Annotated in this window: 18 protein-coding genes; 12 read left to right on the top strand and 6 right to left on the bottom strand. The window is 61.2% G+C overall.

Annotated features, from left to right (window positions below; genetic code table 11):
* Positions 1–82 precede the first annotated feature (82 nt).
* Together NW845_RS07225 and NW845_RS07220 are read right to left on the bottom strand one after the other, a co-directional pair.
* On the bottom strand, positions 83–757 hold the full coding sequence (locus tag NW845_RS07225; RefSeq protein ID WP_414377788.1) for a DUF3318 domain-containing protein: 675 nt from the start codon (positions 755–757) through the stop codon (positions 83–85).
* Between the two features lie 144 nt (positions 758–901).
* Positions 902–1,393 carry a YajQ family cyclic di-GMP-binding protein gene (locus tag NW845_RS07220; protein ID WP_414365420.1) on the bottom strand — a complete coding sequence of 164 codons (492 nt, stop codon included), beginning with the start codon at positions 1,391–1,393 and terminating at the stop codon, positions 902–904.
* A 118-nt stretch (positions 1,394–1,511) separates the two neighbouring features.
* Here NW845_RS07220 and NW845_RS07215 point away from each other — a divergent pair, with 118 nt between their 5' ends.
* The gene (locus NW845_RS07215; RefSeq protein WP_414365422.1) at positions 1,512–2,354 is read left to right on the top strand and encodes an SDR family oxidoreductase; all 843 of its coding nucleotides are present in this window, start codon (positions 1,512–1,514) and stop codon (positions 2,352–2,354) included.
* Between the two features lie 117 nt (positions 2,355–2,471).
* A complete protein-coding gene (locus NW845_RS07210) occupies positions 2,472–2,837 on the top strand; it encodes an FHA domain-containing protein (protein WP_414365424.1) in 366 nt (121 codons plus the stop codon).
* Here the strand turns inward: NW845_RS07210 and NW845_RS07205 are convergent.
* Entirely contained in the window at positions 2,824–4,089 is a 1,266-nt protein-coding gene (locus NW845_RS07205) for a lipopolysaccharide biosynthesis protein (protein WP_414377787.1), read from the bottom strand. The two genes, NW845_RS07210 and NW845_RS07205, sit on opposite strands and share 14 nt — an antisense overlap.
* A gap of 122 nt (positions 4,090–4,211) precedes the next feature.
* On the opposite strand from NW845_RS07205, the gene mrdA reads away from it, so the two are divergent.
* From mrdA to NW845_RS07180, 5 genes are all read left to right on the top strand, one after another.
* A complete protein-coding gene (mrdA, locus tag NW845_RS07200; protein WP_414377786.1) occupies positions 4,212–6,092 on the top strand; it encodes a penicillin-binding protein 2 in 1,881 nt (626 codons plus the stop codon).
* 332 nt (positions 6,093–6,424) lie between these two features.
* Complete coding sequence (locus NW845_RS07195) at positions 6,425–6,742, top strand: HU family DNA-binding protein (protein WP_011429825.1); 318 nt, start codon at positions 6,425–6,427, stop codon at positions 6,740–6,742.
* Positions 6,743–6,812: 70 nt separating this feature from the next.
* Entirely contained in the window at positions 6,813–7,943 is a 1,131-nt protein-coding gene (cobD, locus tag NW845_RS07190; RefSeq protein WP_414377784.1) for a threonine-phosphate decarboxylase CobD, read from the top strand.
* Positions 7,944–7,969: 26 nt separating this feature from the next.
* Positions 7,970–8,635, top strand: coding sequence for a hypothetical protein (locus NW845_RS07185; protein ID WP_414365431.1), 666 nt, complete (start codon positions 7,970–7,972; stop codon positions 8,633–8,635).
* Between the two features lie 380 nt (positions 8,636–9,015).
* Positions 9,016–9,801 (top strand): hypothetical protein, encoded by a 786-nt coding sequence (locus tag NW845_RS07180; RefSeq protein ID WP_414377809.1) that lies wholly within the window; start codon positions 9,016–9,018, stop codon positions 9,799–9,801.
* A gap of 200 nt (positions 9,802–10,001) precedes the next feature.
* Here NW845_RS07180 and NW845_RS07175 read toward each other — a convergent pair whose 3' ends face one another.
* On the bottom strand, positions 10,002–11,066 hold the full coding sequence (locus tag NW845_RS07175; protein ID WP_414371148.1) for an ABC transporter substrate-binding protein: 1,065 nt from the start codon (positions 11,064–11,066) through the stop codon (positions 10,002–10,004).
* 18 nt (positions 11,067–11,084) lie between these two features.
* Here NW845_RS07175 and nadC point away from each other — a divergent pair, with 18 nt between their 5' ends.
* The 3 genes from nadC (at position 11,085) to NW845_RS07160 (ending at position 14,573) form a co-directional block, all read left to right on the top strand.
* Positions 11,085–11,927: a carboxylating nicotinate-nucleotide diphosphorylase gene (nadC, locus tag NW845_RS07170; protein ID WP_414377782.1), complete on the top strand. Its 843-nt coding sequence runs from the start codon at positions 11,085–11,087 to the stop codon at positions 11,925–11,927.
* A 156-nt stretch (positions 11,928–12,083) separates the two neighbouring features.
* Positions 12,084–13,016, top strand: a complete 933-nt coding sequence (nadA, locus tag NW845_RS07165; protein ID WP_414377779.1) for a quinolinate synthase NadA — start codon at positions 12,084–12,086, stop codon at positions 13,014–13,016.
* A 36-nt stretch (positions 13,017–13,052) separates the two neighbouring features.
* On the top strand, positions 13,053–14,573 hold the full coding sequence (locus NW845_RS07160; protein WP_414377777.1) for an L-aspartate oxidase: 1,521 nt from the start codon (positions 13,053–13,055) through the stop codon (positions 14,571–14,573).
* On the opposite strand, the gene gndA is transcribed toward NW845_RS07160, so the two are convergent.
* Both gndA and NW845_RS07150 read right to left on the bottom strand, forming a co-directional pair.
* Positions 14,570–15,979, bottom strand: a complete 1,410-nt coding sequence (gndA, locus tag NW845_RS07155; protein ID WP_414377775.1) for an NADP-dependent phosphogluconate dehydrogenase — start codon at positions 15,977–15,979, stop codon at positions 14,570–14,572. The two genes, NW845_RS07160 and gndA, sit on opposite strands and share 4 nt — an antisense overlap.
* An 89-nt stretch (positions 15,980–16,068) precedes the next feature.
* Positions 16,069–16,569, bottom strand: coding sequence for a pentapeptide repeat-containing protein (locus NW845_RS07150; protein ID WP_414377772.1), 501 nt, complete (start codon positions 16,567–16,569; stop codon positions 16,069–16,071).
* Positions 16,570–16,692: 123 nt separating this feature from the next.
* Between NW845_RS07150 and larC the strand changes: the two genes are divergently transcribed.
* Both larC and NW845_RS07140 read left to right on the top strand, forming a co-directional pair.
* Entirely contained in the window at positions 16,693–17,886 is a 1,194-nt protein-coding gene (larC, locus tag NW845_RS07145) for a nickel pincer cofactor biosynthesis protein LarC (protein ID WP_414377806.1), read from the top strand.
* Positions 17,887–18,077: 191 nt separating this feature from the next.
* Complete coding sequence (locus NW845_RS07140) at positions 18,078–20,072, top strand: ABC transporter ATP-binding protein/permease (RefSeq protein ID WP_414377803.1); 1,995 nt, start codon at positions 18,078–18,080, stop codon at positions 20,070–20,072.
* Positions 20,073–20,152: the final 80 nt, after the last annotated feature.

Genomic DNA, 20,152 nt, shown 5'->3' with positions numbered 1-20,152 from the left:
GCAGCGTGGCGTCAGCCATGTTGTGTTGACTCAACGAAGATGAGGGTCAGAAGTCATTCCCCACCTAGCTCGCAGCGACTGCTCAGCGCTGAAAGGGATTTTGGTAGGGGTTGGGGCCTTGGCCCTTGTTGCGGTACTTGGGATTGATGGTCAGGGTGCCGGAGCCGAGGCCCCGCTGCGCCAAAAACTCTAGGTTGCGGCGGCGCATGGTGGTGTCGTAGTCATCCTTAACGCGATCTTCGAGGATGGCTACCTGCTGCAGGGCACTCAGCAAAATGGCAGCCGCTTGTTCAGAGGTGTAGCCGTTTTGGGAGGCATAGCGCACGGCGAATTCATCGGCTGCGACTTGCGCTTTTTGTCCCTTTTCTGCTTTACGCAGCAGAAACACCGCCGATGCCGCCAAGCCGGCTGCCAAGCCCACGCCAAGGTTATCTCCCATCTGCAGCTCCACCAAAATGCCCATGCTGCCGGCCCCAATTAGGGCGGGATACAGCAATAGCGCCGACCAGTTGTCTCCCAAGGCCAGCTCGGTGGCCATCACGGCTTCCCGCAAAAAGTAGATCTTCTGTTGATCGGGGCTCAGCTTCTGCCAACGGCTCAGGTCGATGGCAAAGCGAGTGTACTTCTGCCAGGGAAAGCGCCAGAGCGGCTGCACAACCCGAGACTGGTCAGGGGATCCAATCTCGATCTGCACCTCGGGTCGGATCTCCACCGGGAGAAACTGGATCAGGCGATCGAACTCAGAAATGGTGTACATACTGGCGCGGTAGAGCTGCGGTTGGAGATGGAGATCACTACCTACCCATGGTAAAGGATTCTGGCCTTCTCTGTGGGCTAGCTCCCAAAAAGCCAAGAGCCAAGGGGCTACGCGAGCTGGGATCCCTTGCCTGCTGTGGCCGTGCTACCGGTAATTGACAAACTGCAGCGCCACCGGGTAATCCTGCTGCTTGAGCATTTGAATGACCGCCTGTAGCTCATCTTTGTCTTTGCCGGAAACCCGCACCAGATCCCCTTGAATGGAGGGCTGCACCTTCTTGAAGTTGTCGCGGATTTGCTTGGCAATCTGCTTGGCCAGCGCCGCATCGATACCTCTTTTGAGACGAACAACCTGGCGCACCCGGTTGCCAGCGGCACTCTCCGGGGGTTGAAAGTCGAAGATCTTCAGGGAGAGGCCCCGCTTGGCCGCTTTGGTGAGAAGCAGATCGCGAACGGAATTGAGAGCCATCTCATTGGCAGTGGTGATGGTTAGGGATCCCTCCTCCAGCGCAATTTCCGTCTGGGTATCCTTGAGGTCGTAGCGCTGTTTGATCTCTCGCTGGGCCTGATCCACAGCGTTCACCAACTCCTGCCGATCGAAATCGCTGACAATATCAAACGAGTAAGTGGAGGCCATAAACCCTATCTTTGCTGCCGTTCCGTATCATACGCTCTCAGATGGCCAAGGATCCCCGCTCTCCGGAGGAGTTACAACAGAAGGAAGAATCCTAACCCAAAAAGTGGGGAGCAGCAGGATGGCTGATGTTGTTTTAATTACAGGCGCTTCCGAGGGTATTGGCAGGGCCACCGCCTTTACTTTTGCCCGCGGTGGCTACCGCCTGGCGCTGGCTGCCCGCACGGCTGAAACCCTGAAGCAAACAGCCATCGAGCTGGAGCAAAGCCTCAATGCAGAAGTGTTGGCTGTCCCCACTGACGTGACGCAACCGGAACAGGTGCAAAACCTGGTGGAGGCCACCCTAGAGCGCTACGGCCGCATCGACTGCCTGATCAACAACGCCGGCATTTGCCTGAGCGGCCCCTTCCTACAGACTACGCTGGAACACTGGCAAGCCCTGATGGCGGTTAATTTTTGGGGTTACCTGTACACCATCCGGGCTGTGCTCCCCCACATGCTGAAGCGCAAACAAGGCCAGATCATCAACGTGGGCTCCATCGGCGGCAAGATGCCCCTGCCCCAGATGACTGCCTATTGTGCCAGCAAGTATGCGGTCAGTGGGCTAACGGAGGCGCTGCGTCTAGAGCTGCAACCCCATGGGATCCAGGTAATTGGCGTCCACCCCGGCCCAGTCAACAGCAGTTTTCTCAAGCGAGCCGTTTTTGTTGATGAGGCGGCGCCGGAGGTCTCTCCCGAAAGCGAGTCCCAAGGCTCAAGCAGCGCGGCGCGGCAGCGGATGCAACAGGCACTAGAGAGTTTTTGGGTCAGCCAGCCGGAAGACGTGGCTGCAGCCATTTGGGACGCCGCTCGCCAGTCGAAGTCGGAGGTCGTGGTGGGCATGGCTCAGTGGGCGGTGGGGGCCTACACCCTTTTCCCAGGGCTGGTGGGCCCGCTACTGCAAAGTGCCCGTGGCCGACTTTGAGGTTCGGCAGGCCATCTCGGGTAGGCGATTCTGCAGCTCTGCCAATGCCAGGGTCGAGCTTTTGTCTGTATAGTATGGTGCTAGGGTTAGATTCGGGCAGTTGCAGCGGAAGGAATTATGGTTGATTCTGTGCCTTCTCCTCCAAGTGCTCAGCAGCACATCTTGGTCGTGGAGGATCGAGATGGCCGCCGCAGCCAGGTGCTGACCGCTGCAAAATACTTCATTGGTCGCGACCTGGCCAACGACATCTGCCTCAACTCCCAATACGCCTCCCGCTACCACGCCATGCTGCTACGCGTCCCTGCTGAGAAGGAGGGAGAATACTACTACCGCATTCTCGATGGGGATCTGGAGGGTAGGCCCAGCACCAACGGCCTCCTGATCAACGGCCAGAAGCTGACCACCCACCAGCTTAAGTCGGGGGATGTGATCACCTTCGGCCCCGATGCCAAAGCCACCTACAAGATCGTCAAGGCCCCGTAGCTTCAGGGGATCCCTCCAGAGGGCGTAATTGCCACTGAATTAGCAGCAGCAAGGCCAGCAGCAGGGCTACTTCTGAGATCAAAGTGGCCAAGGCTGCTCCTCGCCAGCCCCACATCGGGATCCAAATCCCATTCAAAAGCCCGTTCAGACCCAGTGCCGCCAGTTGCAGGCGGCTGCGGGGCTTTTGCAGCCCGGCTCCGGTGAACAGGTGAGACAGCAGCAGGTGGATCCCTTCCAGCAGGATGACCGGGCTGAGCCAGCGCAGGATGAGAGCGGTTTCCTGGTAAGCCGATCCCAGCACCCAGGGGATCCCGTAGGATCCCAGCGCCATCCCCAGGGCGGCCAAACTGCCATAGCCCACCACCCAAGGGAAGAGCTGCCAGGCGTAGCGGCAGCCCTGCTGTAGGCCCTTTTGTCCTTGGCGGCACAGCTCGGCAAAGTGGCTGGTGAGCAGGGCGATCATCGGCGTTTGCGAGAAGTTGATCACCCGGTAGGCGGCGCTGTAGAGCCCCCCTGCTGCTGCCGAGGCCAGACGGGGCAAAAGCAGCTTGTCCAAATCGGTGAAGGTTTTTGCCGCCGCCAGCCCCACGGCAAAATCCCAGCCCGCCGCCAGCCGTTCCCCCAGATCTCTCCAGGCCAAGGGGGGAGAAAGCTTACTCCACCGTCCCATCCCCCGCGCCATCAGCAGCAGCACGACCAGCACCATCAGACCGTACAGCACGGCCCACTGCACCAGGGATCCCCAACCCAGAGCCACCGCTAGCAGCACAGCGCCAACCCGCCCCAGCGCCATGCTGGTATCGATGAGGGCCACGCCGGCAACCCGCTCTTGCCCGATCAGGATCCCCCTGTACACCTCAGGGATGGCGATAAACAGCAGGTCGCTCCCCAGCAGGATCCCCACCACGAGGGGGGAGATCCCGGCCAGCCAAAGACTCAACAGAGGTGTTAACAGCAGCGTCATCCCCCCACAGCCTAGCCCGGCCAACCACAAGCTGGGGCCGATCTCCTGGGCAGCCGCCGCGGATCCCCGGCCGCTCAGGCGCTGGATCAGCAGTTCCGACTGGCCCCAATGGCCAAACGGGGCGGCCAGGTTGCTGCAGGCCAAGATGGCGGAGAACACCCCAAAGGCTTCCGGCCCCAACAGCCGCGCCAGCAGGATGAAATAGGCCCCGGACAACCCCAGGCGCAGGCCATTGCCCAGCATCAGCCAGGCAGCCTGTCGTAGCCGCTGTTGTTCTACCCTATCCACAGCAACTCTCCTGGACGAGGCTGGCCGCAGCCAGGGATACTGGAGGGAGGCTGAGACGACCCGCCCAAACGTGCGCCGTTGGGCGCTGGGCGGATGAGTTGCAACTTTTGCAGCAATTCTTCATGGCCAAACTTTACCCTGTTGGCGGCACCGCCACATCCGCGGGACGGGATCCCAAAACCCTGTTTTCCCCCCACTCCAGGCCCCCCGACCCGCGCCGCGTCCTTCCCCCGCCCACCAGTAGCCCTCGCTGGCTGGGATCCCCGCCGGCCAAAACGGTGGGTCAGGGTTATCGGGCCCTGGTTTTGCTCCTGCTGGCCAGCGGCTTGCTCCTGGGAGGGCTGGGATCCCGCCTGGCCTACCTGCAACTGGTGCGCACCCAGTATTACCGCCAGTTGGCCGATACCAACCGCATTCGCCTCTTGCCCCAGCCGCCGGAACGGGGGCGCATTGTGGATCGCAACGGCGTGCTGCTGGCGGGCAGCCAGCTCTCCCACTCAGTCTTCCTGTGGCCGTTGGTGCAGTCGCGGCAGGGCTGGCAGGAGACGATCCCCAAGCTGGCCCAAGCCTTGAACATGGCCCCCGAAGAAATTGCCCAAAAGCTGGAACAGGCCGGCTACCGCTCCCCGTTTCCCGTACGCATCCTGCGCAACGCCAGCCCCCAGGTGGTCATTCAACTGGAAGAGATGAGCCGCGAACTGCCGGGGGTGATGGTGGAGGCGGAGACGGTGCGGTTTTATCCCCATGGCGACTTGGCCGCCCACCTGCTGGGCTATACCGGCGAGATCTCGCAAGAACAACTGCGGGCCGACCCCAGCTATCGCTTGGGGGATATCGTCGGCCTGATGGGCGTGGAGGAATTGTTCGAGAGCCATCTGCGCGGCCAGTGGGGCGGGCGCCAGGTGGAGGTGGACGCCATGGGAGAAGTGCTGCGGGTGCTGGGAGAACAAGCCCCCCAACCGGGCAACACCCTGCAGCTGACTTTGGACGTACGCCTGCAGCAGGCGGCAGAGCAAGCCCTGGGCCAGCAGAAAGGAGCAGTAGTCGCCCTGGATCCCCGCGACGGCTCGATCCTGGCCATGGCCAGCTATCCCACTTTTGATCCCAACCTCTTTTCCAGCCGCATCACCCAAGCCCAGTGGGAGAGCCTGCAACAGCAGGACTTTCCCTTCCTCAACCGCGCCCTGCGGCCCTATCCCCCCGCCAGCACCTACAAAATCATCACCACCGCTGCCGGGATCGAGTCGGGGGCCTTTCCCCCGGATACGGTGCTGCAGACCGGCCCCTACATCCAGGTGGGCGGGTGGAGGTTCTGGGACTGGAACCGTGCCGGCTTCGGGCGGCTGAACTACCGCCAGGCGATGGCCTACAGCAGCGACACCTTCTTCTACCAGATTGCCCTGGGCACCAAGGCCGCCCCCCTGCAAGAATGGTCGCGCCGCTTCGGGCTGGGGCAATTGACCGGGATCGGCCTTAAGGGGGAAGCTGCTGGGCTGGTGCCTGACGCCGACTGGAAACAGCGCCACTGGCGCGAGCCTTGGTATGTGGGCGATACGGTGAACATGTCCATCGGCCAGGGATTTATCACCGCCACGCCGCTGCAGATGGCGGTGGTCACAGCAGCGGTGGCCAACGGCGGCTGGCGGGTGCGTCCCTTGCTCTCGCAGCAGGTGATCCCGGAAAGCGCCGTGCCCCTGCGGCAGAAGGTAGGTCTCTCCCCCGCTACCCTGGAGATCTTGCAACAGGGGCTGCGGGATGTCGTGGTCTACGGCACTGGCGGCAACGCCAACCTGGGGCCGGGCTTTCCCCCTACCGCCGGCAAAACCGGCACTGCCGAGGATCCGCCGCGGCGCTCTCACGCCTGGTTTGTCGGCTATGCGCCCTCCGACCGGCCCGAATTGGTGGTCGTGGTCTTTCTGGAAAACAGTGGCGGCGGGGGTGGATCCCGAGCAGCCCCGATCTTCCGCGAGGTGATGCGGGCCTACTTCCAACGCGACCTGTGATGCCCTGGGCGGGACTTGCCCCGGCATCCGAGGGGAGTGGGTATTAGGATTATCGGTTGATCTCTCTTTGTTCCCCAAAAATTCCGCTCAGCCCCCCTAAAATCCCTTCTCCAACCGGCTTCTACCCTAACTTGGCTGTAGAATATGTCAGTGATTTGGAGCCAAACTGCCACAATCCTGCCATTCGCGCCAGCGGCGCTTTGGCGCAGTGCAGGGCAAGCCCCGCTCCTACAGACTGAGAACACTCTGGGCCGTGGTTGCTTCGCAGCCCCTCGCGAGTACGCGGCCAGAGTCGGTTTTAACCCTATTGCCTAACTCACGAGGAGATCAGGATGAACAAGGCAGAGCTTGTGGATGCCGTCGCTCATCGCGCCAACGTAACCAAAAAAGAAGCTGAAGCTGTCCTGACGGCGGCGCTGGAGATCATTGTCGAAGAGGTCGCATCCCGCGATGAAAACGGTGAACCCAAAGGGAAGGTGACCCTGGTGGGCTTCGGCTCCTTTGAGGCCCGCAAACGCAAACAACGGGAAGGTCGCAACCCAAAGACCAACGAGAAGATGGTGATCCCGGCCAGCATTGTCCCGACTTTCACCGCAGGCAAAACTTTCCGCGATGCGGTGGCAGGTGGCCACAAGTCTTCAGGAGTTTGACGAGATCCCAGCCGTTCGCGCTCCTCAGGCGGAGTTCTCTCGGTGAACCTGAGCTTTGGGATGGATAGGCGTGCAACGGCCTCAGCATGGTGGCAATCGAGCTTGGGGGGCAGCCATCGCCGGCTGCCCTGCTGAGGCTATTTTGGATTTTTCGGCTAGCCTCAACCCCCTGGGCCCTCCGCAGTCGGTTTTGCAAGCTCTGGCTCGCGCCCTGTCGGCGCCGGATCCAGTTGTGATCAGCCGCTATCCGGATCCCGACTACCGCGAGCTGCGGACCTGTTTGGCGCGGCGCTGGGCGGTCGATCCGGAGTGGATCTTCGTGGGCAATGGGGCGGCGGAGTTGCTCACCTGGGCCGCCCGCGATGCCCAGGGGCGGGAGGTTTGGCTGCCCCGACCGGCTTTTGGGGACTATGAGCGGGCCCTGCGGGCGGCGGGTGTAACCCTCAGGGGTTTGGATCTTTGGCCCTCTCAGGGATCCCCTACCCTAGCCTTGCTGCAGAAAGGGATCCGGGCAGACAAGACAGGCCGGGTGCTCTGGCTGAACAATCCTCACAACCCGACGGGCCGGCTTTTCCTCCGGCAAGACCTCTTGCCCCTCCTGACCCAGTTTGAGCAGGTGGTGGTGGATGAAGCTTTTATGGACTTTTTGCCAGGAGACGCCCCTCTGGATGCCGGCTCAGAGGTGGGAGAGCTGCCCCGCAGCCAGACTTTGATCCCTCACCTGGAGGCCCACCCCAACACCATCGTCATCCGTTCGCTGACCAAGTTCTTTACCTTGCCCGGCTTGCGCATCGGCTTTGCTGTGGGGCACCCGGATCACTGGCGGCGCTGGCGGCAGTGGCGGGATCCCTGGAGCGTCAACGGATTGGCGGCGGTGGCGGTGGCGGCGGCTCTGGCGGATGAAGACTTTCGCCGGCGCACCCTGGCCTGGCTGCCGATGGCGCGGGAGCATTTGTTGAGCGGTCTGCAGGCGCTACCCGGCTGGGATCCCTGGCCCAGTCAGGCTAACTTTGTACTGGTGCGCTGCCCTGGCTCCGCTACGCAGATTCAAGAAAAGCTGTTGCGGCAGCACCGCATCCTGGTGCGGGATTGCCTGAGCTTTCCAGAGCTGGGGGATCGCTATCTGCGCATTGGCCTGAGAACCCTGACGGAGCAGGAGCAGTTGCTATCGGCCTGTCGAGAGATCTTGGAAAATAGCTAGAGAGCTTCTTTCTGGCGAGAGAGATTATGGTTGAGGTGGTGACTCCCCTTTGGCCGGAGTGCGAGGCTTCTATCGTGAAGGGGGTAGCCCACCACAGCGATCTGGAACTGCTGCGGGCCTTTCAACGGCAGCCGCAGGCGGCGCGCTACTTCATCGCCCTGTTTTGCCGCTACTGCGCTTGGGTGGATGGGATCCTGGCCGAGCATCTGCCCCCGGAGCGGCGGGCTGCCGCTCGAGAGGAGGTTTGGCTGCACCTTTATGCGCGCCTTCAGCATCTCGATGCCCGCACGCTACAGAGTGAGGGGGGCGGGGATCCGGTGCTGGCGCCCTGGCTGGCGGCGCAAATCCGCGAGCTGATCTGGTCTTTTGCGGGGCGGTCTGACGGCACGGCAGAGGGTGAGGCCACCCCTCCTCAAACCGCGAGCGCCGGTGCAGCGAAGCCCTCTCTTTCGCCAGCATTGGCCTGTTACCTGACCGCCGCTCTGGACAACTTGCCGGGAGATATGCGCTTCATTCTGCTGCTACGGGATCGGTTTGGTTGGTCACCGGATCGCATCGCCGCCCAGCTCAAAGCTGACCGGTACTACCTCGCGCCGGAAGAGGTGGATGCCATTGTTGCCTCCGCTCGCCAGCTCCTGCTTCGGCATCTGCCGGCGGATGTGCGCGACCTCTATCTTGCGGCAAATCCCTAGAAGAAGGCCTTCGGCTTGTGGCATGGTAGTAATGGCTTGCCTTTATCCCTGGGGTTGGCTCTGCGGTTGGGCAGTTCCCGGGTTCAGTACCGGCTTGGTTCTGCTTGCTTCCCAGCTCTTAGTCTGGCGAGGGTGAGTTGTCTATGAGTTTTTCTCCACTTCCCTCAGATGCTACTCGACCCCTACCAAGGGCCCAGCAAACCCAGCCAACTCCTCAACTGACGCTTCAGGAAGCGCTGAGCTGTTTACATCTGGATGAGCTCAAGGAATTGGAGCGATTTCGCCTCTGGCAACGTTTGCAGCGCAGGTCATCTGTCCCCTTGCCATGGACAGATCCTCTTGGAAGCGATATCCCCCTAGAGCGCTCTTCACCTGTGCTGATGCAAGAAATCGTGGAAGACTTGGAGGAGGAGGAAACACCACGGCCGGCGGGGGTGCTCTCCCCCCTTTGGCTCTTGCTGCTGTGGGCCCTCTCCTGTGCGGGGATCGGCTTCGGGGTGCGCTGGTTGATCTGGCCGGAAGAGCTGTCGCTTCCCCAAACCGCTGTCCTGACCCACAACATCCCTGTCCTGACCCACAACATCCAAAGAGGGATCCCTGGCCAGGTGGATTTGGCCCAGTTGCCCCTGATTCCCCTGGAGCCGCTGCCGGGACAGGTAGGGGAAGAGTTCTATTCGGGGAGGCTGGATCCCAGTCAGTTGGCGCTAGGGTTGGCGAACACTCCCAATCTGGAGGAGTTGCGGGTCGAGCCCCTTCAGGATGTCCTCAACTTGTTGGACAGTCTACAAACCGACTTGGCCTCGGCTGCACAGGAACCTGCTCCTTCCCTCTCGAAAACGGTGGAGCAAGTGGCAGCCAGCCTGGAGCGCCTCTCCCAGCCTAAAGTAACCGCTGTTTCAGAATCTTTGCTCACGGTGCCCCTGAACAGCAACGATCTCGATTCCTTAGGGCCTAACCGCGGCGAAGGAACTTTTTTGGTGCTGACCACCTACTCCGGAGAGGAAAGCTTGGCGCGAGCTCGGCAAGTTGCCAATGATGCTTTTGTAAAAGATGTGAACGGCCAGAAGTTTGTGCAGTTGGCAGCATTTGAACAACTGGAATATGCCCGCTACCACGCTGAAACTTTGAAGAACAAGGGCTTTAACGTCACCATTGCCGAGCAGTAGCTTTGGCCATCGGTCAGCAAGCTGCACGAAAGTTAGCTACAGTCATTCATTAGGTAGCAATGGAGCAGTTAGATCCCTAACTCCCCTCTCCCAGAGATAGGCTGAGGGTAAGCGCTGCTCGTCTTTGGCGGTCTAGAGCGGCTGGCAGCCTCCTCCAAACCGATTAGAACCGCCCTATAATTCCCTTTTTCGCAACTGACCTAGCTTTTGTAGTAGGCAGTGCCTTTATTGACAAAGTCCAACGTGTAGGCGGCTTGGTAGTTGATGGTTGGCTCAAAGACACCCGCCACTGTCATACTCTCGAAGAAGCTTTGCCAACGTTCGTGGGTCATGGCGCCAATGCCCTTTTCTAGCGCATCGCCGGACAAAATAACACCGTACTCCTTCAACTTCTCAAAGCTATAGGCCAACTGCTCATCGGTCATCTCCGGGTTATCCTGCTTGATGAGGCGATAGGCGGGGCGGGGATCCTCCAGAAAGCTGTACCAGCCCTTGATAGAGGCATCCACAAATCGCTGCACCAGGTCTGGCTTGGTTTCCACCAGTTGGCGCCGCGTCTCGATGGTTGTGGCATAGGGGTTGTAGCCGTAGTCGGCTAGGAGAAAAATTACCGGCTTAAAGCCTCCTTGTTTTTCAATGGCAAAAGGCTCAGAGGTGAGATACCCCTGCTGCGCTGAGGTGGGATCCGCCAAGAAGGGACCGGGGTTGAAGTTGTAGGGGCGGGTCTGGTCGTCGGTGAAGCCGTACTTGGCCCGCAGAAAGGGCCAGTAGGTAGTAAAAGCCCCTTTGGCCACGAAGATGGGTCGGCCCTTGAGATCCTCCAAGCGCTGGGTGCCGGGATGGGCAAGGAGAACCTGGGGGTCTTTTTGGAAAATAGCCGCCACGCAGATGAGCGGGATCCCTTCCCGCACGGCGTTGATGACTCCCGCGCTTCCCCCCATGGCAAAGTCGGCAGCTCCGCCGGCCAAAATCTGGGTAATGTTGACGCCAGGGCCGCCCATCTTGATGGTGACGTCTAGCCCATATTCGCGATAGATGCCTGTGGCCACCGCCTGGTAAAAGCCGCCATGCTCCGCCTGGGCATACCAGTTGGTAGCATAGGAAACCCGGTCGAGTTTGGATCCCTGAGCCACGATGAGAGTGGGGGAGGATCGAGCAGCCGCTGCCGCCAGCAGACTTCCCCCAAGGGCAGCAGCTCCTGCTTTGAGCAACTGACGACGGCTGAAGGTGCCGCTATCGGGTTGAGAGGATCCAGTCGAGGCCATAAGCAACTCAAGCAAAAGATGATGCCAGCATTCTACATCCCGGAGGAGACCCTGTGCGCCTGGCTACAGGAAGATCTCGGCCACGGCGATCTCACCAGCGAGCTGACGCTGCCCCCCGGAGTAGAGGGCGAGGCGGTGATCCTAGCTAAGGAGGCAGGGATCCTGGCGGGTCTGGAGATTGCCAGGCGGGTTTTCCGGCTGGTGGATCCCCAGCTGGAGTTCGCTCCCAAAGCAGAGGAAGGGGAGAGCGTGGCCGTCGGCCAAGCAGTGGTCCAGCTCAAGGGATCCCTGCGGGGGATTCTGGCAGCAGAAAGGCTAGCGCTGAACCTTCTCCAAAGGCTTTCTGGCATTGCCACCCTTACCCACACCTACGTAGAGGCGTTGCGGGGAACCTCGACCCAGCTCCTGGACACCCGCAAGACCACCCCCGGCCTGCGCGCTCTGGAGAAATATGCTGTGCGGGTAGGAGGCGGCAAAAACCACCGCTTTGGCCTCTTCGACGGCATCTTGATTAAGGAAAACCACATTCGCGGTGCCGGCGGCATCTTGGCAGCCGTCCAGCGCGCCAAAGCAGGTGCCCCCCACCACCTCAAGGTCGAGGTTGAGGTGCGCAACCTCCAGGAGCTGGAGGAGGCTTTGGCGGCAGGCGCCGATCTAATCCTTCTCGATAACTTCCCCTTGGAGCAGATCCGGGCTGCCGTTCAACGGGTAGGGGGGAAAGTTCCCCTAGAAGCCAGCGGCAACATGAACCTAGAGCGCGCCCGGCAAGCGGCGGAGGCAGGCGTTGACTACATCAGTGTGGGGGCCCTGACTCACTCGGCCAAGGCCCTGGATCTCTCCTTGCTCGTGGTGCGGCCCTGAGGTTTGCCCCAGGGAGCGCTGTTTCTAATGCTAGGCTAGGTAACAATTCCGCCTAAAGCAGGAAGGCCAGTTGCTGCCTGCTGGCAACTTCTCCTTAGCCCCGCACCAGTCCAGATCTGCACCCGTGGCCGGCCCAGCCAAAACAGAAGGTTCACCATGACCCAAGAAACCCTTGTCCAGGAAATTGCTCGACTCAAGCAGGAAAGGCAGGCCGTTATCCTAGCCCACTCCTACCAACTCCCCGAGGTGCAGGAAGTGGCGGACTTTGTGGGAGACTCCCTGGGCCTGGCCCGCGCGGCCCAAAAGACAGATGCCCAGGTCATTGTCTTTGCTGGCGTCCACTTCATGGCCGAGACGGCAGCTATCCTCAACCCGGAAAAGACGGTGCTGCTGCCGGATCTAGAGGCGGGCTGCTCCCTGGCCGACAGCATCCGGCCTGAGGATGTGCGGCGCTGGAAGGAGGCCAACCCCGAGGGGCTGGTGGTGGCCTATGTCAACACGGCCGCCGAGATTAAAGCCCTGGCCGATGTCTGCGTTACCAGCGCCAACGCTGTGCAGGTGGTGGCCAGCCTGCCGCCGGATCGCCCCATCTTCTTTGTGCCGGATATGTTCCTAGGGGCCTATGTAGCCCAGACAACGGGGAGGGAGTTGGATCTGTTCCCCGGCGAGTGCCACGTCCATGTGGGCATTCGCGAGGAGCACCTCAAGGCAATGGCAGAAAAGTACCCGGAGGCGGAGTTCCTCATCCACCCCGAGTGCAGTTGCGGCTCCAGTTGTCTATTTCTCAAGCCGGACGCCAAGCTCCTTTCTACCGAGGGGATGGTGCGTTATGCCAGAACTTCGGCCAGCCGCGAGTTTGTGGTTGCCACCGAGGTGGGCATTCTCCACCGGCTGCAAAAAGAGGCCCCCGATAAGACCTTTATCCCCGTCAAGGCGGACGCCGTCTGCGAGTATATGAAAAAAATTACCCTGGAGAAGATCTACCGCTCCCTAGTGGAGATGCGCTACGTGATCCAGGTGCCGGAGGCGGTGGCCGAAAAAGCCCGCAAGTCCATCCTGGCCATGCTGTCAGTGCCTGCTGGAGCCTAGAGGGAGCACCCTTGGCGAGGGTCTGTTTTTCCAGTGTTGTCTACGTCTTTCCTAGCGGAAACAGACCTCTTGATCCTGGGGGCAGGGGTGGCAGGGATCTATGCAGCCCTGTGGGCGGAAGCAGAGGGAGCCAGAACCCTGGTGGTAAGCAAGGATCCCTTGCCTTCTGGATCCACTCCTTGGGCGCAGGGGGGGATAGCTTTTCCACTGGATGCAGCAGATGTGGAAGCCCACCTCCAGGACACCCTGCAAGCAGGCCGTGGCTTGGTGGAAGTGGAGGTGGCCCGCTCCATCCTGCAGGAAGCCCCCTTTCACCTGGAGAGGCTTTTGTCCTGGGGGCTGCCCTTCCATCCGGAGCCGGTGCGGGAAGGGGGCCACTCGCGGGCGCGGATACGCCATCTGGGAGGGGATCGGAGCGGGCTGTGGCTATTGCAAGGTTTGCTGGCTCGCCTGCACAAGCCGCCTCTCCAGGGATACACAGCCCTCAGCCTTTTGATGGCAGGAGACAGGGTAGGGGGGGCCCTGCTGCTGGGGCCAGATGGGCCACTGCAGGTGAAAGCAGGGGCAGTTCTCTTAGCTACAGGCGGGTTTGGCAGCCTTTTCCCCCTCTCGACGGCTCCGCCGGGGGCCAGCGGGGATGGGATGGCCTTGGCCTGGCGGGCAGGAGCTGTCCTAAGGGATCTGGAGTTTGTGCAGTTTCACCCCACCGCCTTGCCCAATGGAGCCCTGGTCAGTGAAGCTGCCCGAGGGGCAGGGGCCGTGCTTCTCAACGCCTGGGGGGAGCGCTTTATGCCTTGCTATACGGAGCTGGGCGAGCTGGCGCCGCGCGATGTGGTGGCCCAGGCGGTGTTCTGGGAGCGGCAGCGGACGGGGGGAGTTTATCTTGATCTACGGGCTGTGCCAGATCTGGAGGAGCGCTTTCCCACCGTTGTTGCCTCTGCCCGCGCTTTGGGGCTGGATCCTGGAAAAGACCTCCTGCCGGTTGCTCCCGCTGCCCACTACGTCATGGGCGGGGTGCGAACGGATGCCTTTGGCTTCACTGGCCTGCCGGGCCTCTATGCTGCCGGGGAGGTGGCTTCCACAGGGTTGCACGGGGCAAACCGTTTGGCTTCCAACAGCCTCTTGGAAGGGCTGGTCATGGGCAAGCGAGCTGCTCTAGCTGCCCTGCGGGAGCTCCAGGAGCCACCCCTTCAGGTGCAGGCTCTACCTGTGCTGACCGCGCCGCCCTCTCTTCTTCCCGAGCTTAGGCAGCAGGTGGGAGAGGCGCTGGGCGTGGTGCGGGAGGGAGAGCGGCTGCGGGCTTTTCTGGCTTTTGCAGAAGCCCTGCCCCTGGAGGAGAAGCCCTGGGCCAGCCGGGAGGAGGTCGAGGCCGGGAGTTTGTTGCTGCTTGCCCGCCTGGTGGGGCAAGGGGCTCTGCTGCGGGAGGAAAGCCGCGGATCCCACTTCCGCAGGGATTTTCCCCAAGAAGGAGAGCCTTTCCATACCGAGGCGTGGGGCTCTACCTTGAAGCAGACGCCGCTGGGTCTAGCGGCCGCACCAGAGGGGGATCCTGCCTAGGCGTTCCAGGCGTGGTGGAAAACCCCCGGCCTGTCGATGCGCTCAAAGGTGTGGGCGCCAAAGAAATCCCGCTGGGCTTGGGTGAGGTTCTGGGGCAGCTCGGCAGTGCGGTAGCTGTCGTAGTAGGCCAGGGAAGCGCTAATGGCCGGGATCGGGATCCCTAGGGTAGCCGCGGTGGTCACCACCCGCCGCCAGGATCCCTGCCGTTCCTGGATGGCCTGCTGAAACTCCTCATCCAAAAGCAGGTTGACCAGCTCCGGATCCCGCTGGTAGGCCGCCTGGATCCTGCTCAGGAGGCGGGCGCGGATGATGCAGCCCCCCTTCCAGATGCGAGGGATCTCGCTAAAGGGGTAAACATAGCCGTGGGCAACGGTGGCTTGCTTGAGCAGCGCCATCCCCTGGGCGTAGGAGCAGATCTTGGAACAGTAGAGGGCGGCGCGCAGATCCTGGAGGAAGCGGTCGGGATCCCCTTCAAAGGCTGTTCCCGGCCCTGGCAACTGCCGCGAGGCGGCCACCCGCTCTTCCTTCATCGAGGAGAGGAGGCGGGCCTGCACTGCTGCCTCAATGGTGGGCACCGGCACCCCCAGATCCAGGGCGTCCTTGACCGTCCACAGGCCCGTGCCCTTCTGGCCTGCTTTGTCCAAGATGAGATCCACCAGCGGCTTGCCCGTCTCCGGATCCAGCGTCCCCAAGATCTTGGCGGTAATCTCAATCAAAAACGACTCCAGCTCCGTCTCGTTCCAGGCCTGGAAGATCTCCTGCATCTGGGAGGCCGTCAGCTTCAAGCCCCGGCGCATCAAGTCATAGACCTCGGCGATCAGTTGCATGTCGCCGTATTCGATGCCGTTGTGCACCATCTTCACGTAGTGCCCGCCCCCTTTGGGTCCCAGGTAGGTGACGCAGGGGCCGTCCGGCACTTGGGCGGCAATTTTGGTGAGGATGGGCTCCAGTTGGCGGTAGGCTTCCAGGCTGCCGCCGGGCATGAGGCTAGGGCCGTTGAGGGCGCCTTCTTCCCCGCCGCTCACCCCCATGCCGACAAAGTGGATCCCGCTGGCTTCTAGGGCCTCGGCACGCCGGTCGGTGTCGCTGTAGAGGGAGTTGCCGCCATCGATGAGGATGTCGCCTGGCTCCAGCAGCGGCCTGAGCTCGTCGAGGATGGCATCCACTGGCGGGCCTGCTTTGACCATGATCAAGATTTTGCGGGGCCGCTCCAACAGTTGCACCAATTCGGGCAGGCTGTAGGCAGGGGTAATCTGCTTGCCTTGGGCCCGCCCTCGCATGAACTGCTCGGTTCTGGCGCGAGTCCGGTTGTAGACCGCAACAGGAAAGCCATTGCGCTCGACGTTGAGGGCCAGGTTTTCCCCCATCACCGCTAGGCCAATGACTGCGAAGCTGGGCTTGCTCATGGTGGGGCAGGGTCAACACCTTCCCCAATCTAAAGGGCAATCCAGCCAAGAGGGTTCAGGGATCCTGTTTTCTTCACCTTTGCCGGCTTTCAGGGGCAGCCTAGACTTGCGCGGGTGGCAACGCCTGTTACGGGATGGGATCCCTCAGCCCGCTGGCACAATTCCCGCAGGGCTGCCCGATCCACATAGGCGTCGCTAAAGTCAGCGCCGCCAATCTGCGCCCCTTGCCAAACCGCCCGCGCAGCAATGGCTCCCCTGAGGTTGGCCCCCCTGAGGTCGGCGCCTGCTAGGTTGGCCAGATCCAACAGGCTGTTGCTGAGATCTGCCCCCGCCAGGTTAGCCCCCGCCAGATTGGCTTTGGTAAAGGCCACGCCGGCAAGGTTGGCCCCGTGCAGCTCGGCACCCTGCAGGTTGGCGCTGACAAAACTGCTGCCCCGCCAGTCCTGACCCGACAGATCCTGCCCCTGCAAATTGGCATTGCTAAAGTTGAGGCGAGTCTGGGATCCCGCCGGGGATCCCCACAGCAACAGCGTTGCCCCCAGCAGGATCCCCAGGGAAAAGCGGAGCCAAGGATTGGGCTGCAACAGCATTTGGGATCCCTCCTTGCGGCGGAAGTTTTTCCTATTTTGGCCTTGGCGGCAGCCCCTCCCGTTGGCATCGCCACCACTCTGGGCAAAACTGGGTGGAGCCGTCCCTCCCGTTTCAACGCTGCTATGAAGGTGGCCTACTTGGACTGCGCGGCAGGCATTGCCGGCGATATGTGCTTGGGGGCTCTGCTGGATTGCGGGGTGCCCCTGGAGTATCTCAACCAGCAGCTCCAGGCGCTGGGCATCGAAGGAGAATACAGCCTGCAGGTATGCCGGGTGCAGCGGTGCGGCCAGCCGGCTCTGCAAGCGGTGGTGGAGGTGTTGGACGAGTCCCCGCCCGCCCGCTCCTGGAGGGAGATCCAGGCTTTGATTGCCGGATCCCGCTTGGCCCCTGCGGTCAAGGCCCGCAGCCTCAAAGTTTTTGAGAAGCTGGCGCAGGCAGAGGCAAAAGTCCATCAGGTGCCCCTAGAAAAAGTGCATTTCCACGAGGTGGGGGCCGTCGATGCCCTGGTGGATATCGTCGGCACCTGTATCAGCCTGGATTGGCTGCAGGTGGAGCGGGTGATCTCCTCTCCCCATCCCATTGGCGGTGGCTGGGTGAGCACCAAACATGGCCAACTGGCGGTGCCCGTGCCGGCGGTGATTGAGCTGTGGGAAATGGGACGGGTGCCAGTGTTTAGCAACGGCGTGGAAGCCGAGCTGGTTACCCCCACCGGCGCAGCCCTGGCGGTGGCGCTGGCAGAAGCGTTTGGGCCCTGTCCACCGCTGCGGCTGGAAAAAGTGGGGCGCGGGGCCGGCAGCCGCGAGTTGCCCATTCCCAACATCTTTCGTCTCTGGATTGGTCAGTCCCAGGGGGAAGAGCCAACCGAGATCGTCTCAGTGTTGCAAACGCAGATTGACGACCTCAACCCCCAAGTGATTGCCTATACCTGCGAGCAGTTGCTGGCCCTCGGCGCCTGGGACGTGTTTACCCAACCCATCACCATGAAGCAGGGGCGGCCGGGAGTGTTACTGACGGTGATCTGCCCGCCGGATCGGGTGCCGGAGTGCCAGGAGCTCATCTTCCGGGAAACCACCACCCTGGGCATCCGCCACTCCCAGCAGCAGCGCACCGTCCTGGAGCGCCGGATCGAGCGGGTGGAAACCCCCTACGGCCTGGTGGACATCAAGGTGGCCTATCACCATGGCCGCCTTGTCAACGCCCAGCCGGAGTTCCGCGACTGCGTGGCCCGCGCCCAAGCGTTTCGCGTGCCGGTTCAGACGGTGTGGCTGGCGGCCCAAGCGGCCTGGCAAAAGCGGTTGCAAGGGGATCCCAACTGAAAACAGAAGCTTTGGGCAAAAGTAGGCTCCCGCGCAGGAGCTGGACATAATCCCTACCAGCACTGGCTCAGCATGGGCAGCGGGGCTCTTCCTCAGAGGCGAAGGGATTTGCTCCTGGTGGACCGAGAAGGGATCCCTGGCCTGCTAGCCTGAAAGATGTCGATCCCACCCTCTTGACCACGACCACAACCATGGAATCCCAAGCCGCTCAATTTAATTTCGACCGCAAACTTTGGGACCGCTTTATCACGGTAGCTCAGCCCTACTTTTATCCGCGGGTGCGCTACGGGGGCTGGATTTTCTTTGGCTTGCTGGCAGCGGCCATGGTGTTTGTGGTTGCCTTGATGTTCTTTGTGGAGATTGGGGTGACCTTGGTTGGTCAGGCCCTGTTCCCAGAGTTTTTTACCAATGTAGCAGCCGGGCTGGTGGCGCAAACGGAGAGAAACTTGGCCTCGCCGCTGCTGTGGGTGGCCGCAGCCAGCTTGGCTCTGAGCAGCCTGGCCTTTGGGCTGGTGTGGCGCCAGATTCAGCGGCGCTGGCTGCAATGGCTGTTGTTGACCTTTTTGCTGTTTCTATCTTTAACGGTAAACCGATTAAACGTGATGATCAGCTTTATCTTTCGGTTTATCGACACCGCCCTACAACAAAAAGAAGAGAACACCTTCTGGCAGTTTTTAATCATCTACGGGGTGTTGATCATCTCGGCCATTCCCATTTTGGTGATCTATCGGTATACACGGCTGAAGCTGGGGCTGTTTTGGCGGGAATGGCTGACCGACCACTTTCTGGATCGCTACTTTGATCGCCGGGCCTACTACGAGCTGGATTCCAACGCCGCCAACACCGAAATCGACAACCCCGACCAGCGCATCTCCGAAGACGTTCGCTCCTTTACCGGCACTACCCTTTCTTTTTTGCTGGATATTCTCGACTCGATCCTCACCCTCTACGCCTTTACCGGCATCCTCTACAGCATCTCCCGCCCCTTGGCGGTGGGATTGGTTATCTACGCTACCATTGGCACCGCCATTGCCATTGTGGCTGGACGCAAGCTAATTAAAATTAACTTCGATCAACTGCGCTACGAGGCTGACTTTCGCTACAGCCTAGTCCACGTGCGGGACAACGCTGAGTCCATCGCCTTTTACCAGGGAGAAGACCTAGAGCTGAGGCAGATCTTGAATCGCTTTGCCGCTGCCCTGCGCAACTTTGACTTGTTAATCATTTGGCAGGCTATTATTGACATTTTTCAGTATGCCTATAACTACTTCACACGCATTGTGCCCTATGTAATTGTGGCCCCCCTTTACTTTAGCGGCGTACGGGATTTTGGCACCATTACCCAGGCCACCATTGCTTTCAGCCAGGTGCTGAGTGCCCTTTCAATTGTGGCCAACCAGATCCAGAGCATCTCCAGCTTTGCCGCCGGGATCAACCGTCTAGGGTCCTTTTACGAAACGTTGGAGAATCCGGCCCTGCGCCACACCCGCGACCGGGAGAGCACCATCCAAACTCGCATTGCTCCCCAACTGGCGCTGCAGCACGTTACTTTGCTAACACCAAACTCGGAACAAACCCTGGTGCGGGATCTGTCCCTGAGTTTAGAGGCGGGCCAACGGCTGCTCATTGTGGGGGCCAGCGGCAGCGGCAAGAGCTCCCTGCTGCGGGCCATTGCCGGCCTGTGGAACAACGGCCAGGGATCCATCGCCCGCCCCGACACCACCGAGATGCTTTTCCTGCCGCAAAAGCCCTACATGCTGCTGGGATCCCTGCGGGATCAACTCCTCTATCCAGGTCGTCGCCGGGATCTCAGCGATGCAGATCTCATCCGGGTTTTGGCCCAGGTGAACCTAGCCGATTTGCCGGAGCGGGTGGGCGGCTTTGACGTGGAGAAAGATTGGGCCAGCACCCTCTCTTTGGGGGAACAGCAGCGCCTGGCCTTTGCCCGCATTTTGATTACTCAGCCCCGCTACGCCATTTTGGACGAGGCCACCAGCGCTCTAGATGTAGCCAACGAAAAGCTGCTCTACCTGCAACTGCAACACCTCAACACCACCTACGTCAGCGTCGGCCACCGCCCCACTCTCCTGGCCTACCACGACCTTGTCTTGGAGCTACAGGGCAACTCTGCCTGGAAACTCTGGTCGGCAGCAGAATACGGCGCCCGCCTGGCCCTGGCCGGCTAGAGCGCTGCCTTAGCTCTCAAGCTGCCCTGGTACCCCTCACCCCCGGCCCCTCTCCCAAAGCTGTCTCTGTGAGCCAGCTC

It is taken from the genome of Synechococcus sp. H60.2 (assembly GCF_047462315.1).
GTDB lineage: Bacteria > Cyanobacteriota > Cyanobacteriia > Thermostichales > Thermostichaceae > Thermostichus.
The sequence above is the reverse complement of the archived record's forward strand: the minus strand, read 5'-3'. Positions and strand labels throughout refer to the sequence as shown.

Coding starts and splice junctions, on each gene's coding strand:
- NW845_RS07225 (WP_414377788.1), bottom strand. CDS start 757: ATGTACACCATTTCTGAGTTCGATCGCCTGATCCAGTTTCTCCCGGTG.
- NW845_RS07220 (WP_414365420.1), bottom strand. CDS start 1,393: ATGGCCTCCACTTACTCGTTTGATATTGTCAGCGATTTCGATCGGCAG.
- NW845_RS07215 (WP_414365422.1), top strand. CDS start 1,512: ATGGCTGATGTTGTTTTAATTACAGGCGCTTCCGAGGGTATTGGCAGG.
- NW845_RS07210 (WP_414365424.1), top strand. CDS start 2,472: ATGGTTGATTCTGTGCCTTCTCCTCCAAGTGCTCAGCAGCACATCTTG.
- mrdA (WP_414377786.1), top strand. CDS start 4,212: ATGGCCAAACTTTACCCTGTTGGCGGCACCGCCACATCCGCGGGACGG.
- NW845_RS07195 (WP_011429825.1), top strand. CDS start 6,425: ATGAACAAGGCAGAGCTTGTGGATGCCGTCGCTCATCGCGCCAACGTA.
- NW845_RS07185 (WP_414365431.1), top strand. CDS start 7,970: ATGGTTGAGGTGGTGACTCCCCTTTGGCCGGAGTGCGAGGCTTCTATC.
- NW845_RS07180 (WP_414377809.1), top strand. CDS start 9,016: ATGCAAGAAATCGTGGAAGACTTGGAGGAGGAGGAAACACCACGGCCG.
- NW845_RS07175 (WP_414371148.1), bottom strand. CDS start 11,066: ATGGCCTCGACTGGATCCTCTCAACCCGATAGCGGCACCTTCAGCCGT.
- nadC (WP_414377782.1), top strand. CDS start 11,085: ATGATGCCAGCATTCTACATCCCGGAGGAGACCCTGTGCGCCTGGCTA.
- nadA (WP_414377779.1), top strand. CDS start 12,084: ATGACCCAAGAAACCCTTGTCCAGGAAATTGCTCGACTCAAGCAGGAA.
- gndA (WP_414377775.1), bottom strand. CDS start 15,979: ATGAGCAAGCCCAGCTTCGCAGTCATTGGCCTAGCGGTGATGGGGGAA.
- NW845_RS07150 (WP_414377772.1), bottom strand. CDS start 16,569: ATGCTGTTGCAGCCCAATCCTTGGCTCCGCTTTTCCCTGGGGATCCTG.
- larC (WP_414377806.1), top strand. CDS start 16,693: ATGAAGGTGGCCTACTTGGACTGCGCGGCAGGCATTGCCGGCGATATG.
- NW845_RS07140 (WP_414377803.1), top strand. CDS start 18,078: ATGGAATCCCAAGCCGCTCAATTTAATTTCGACCGCAAACTTTGGGAC.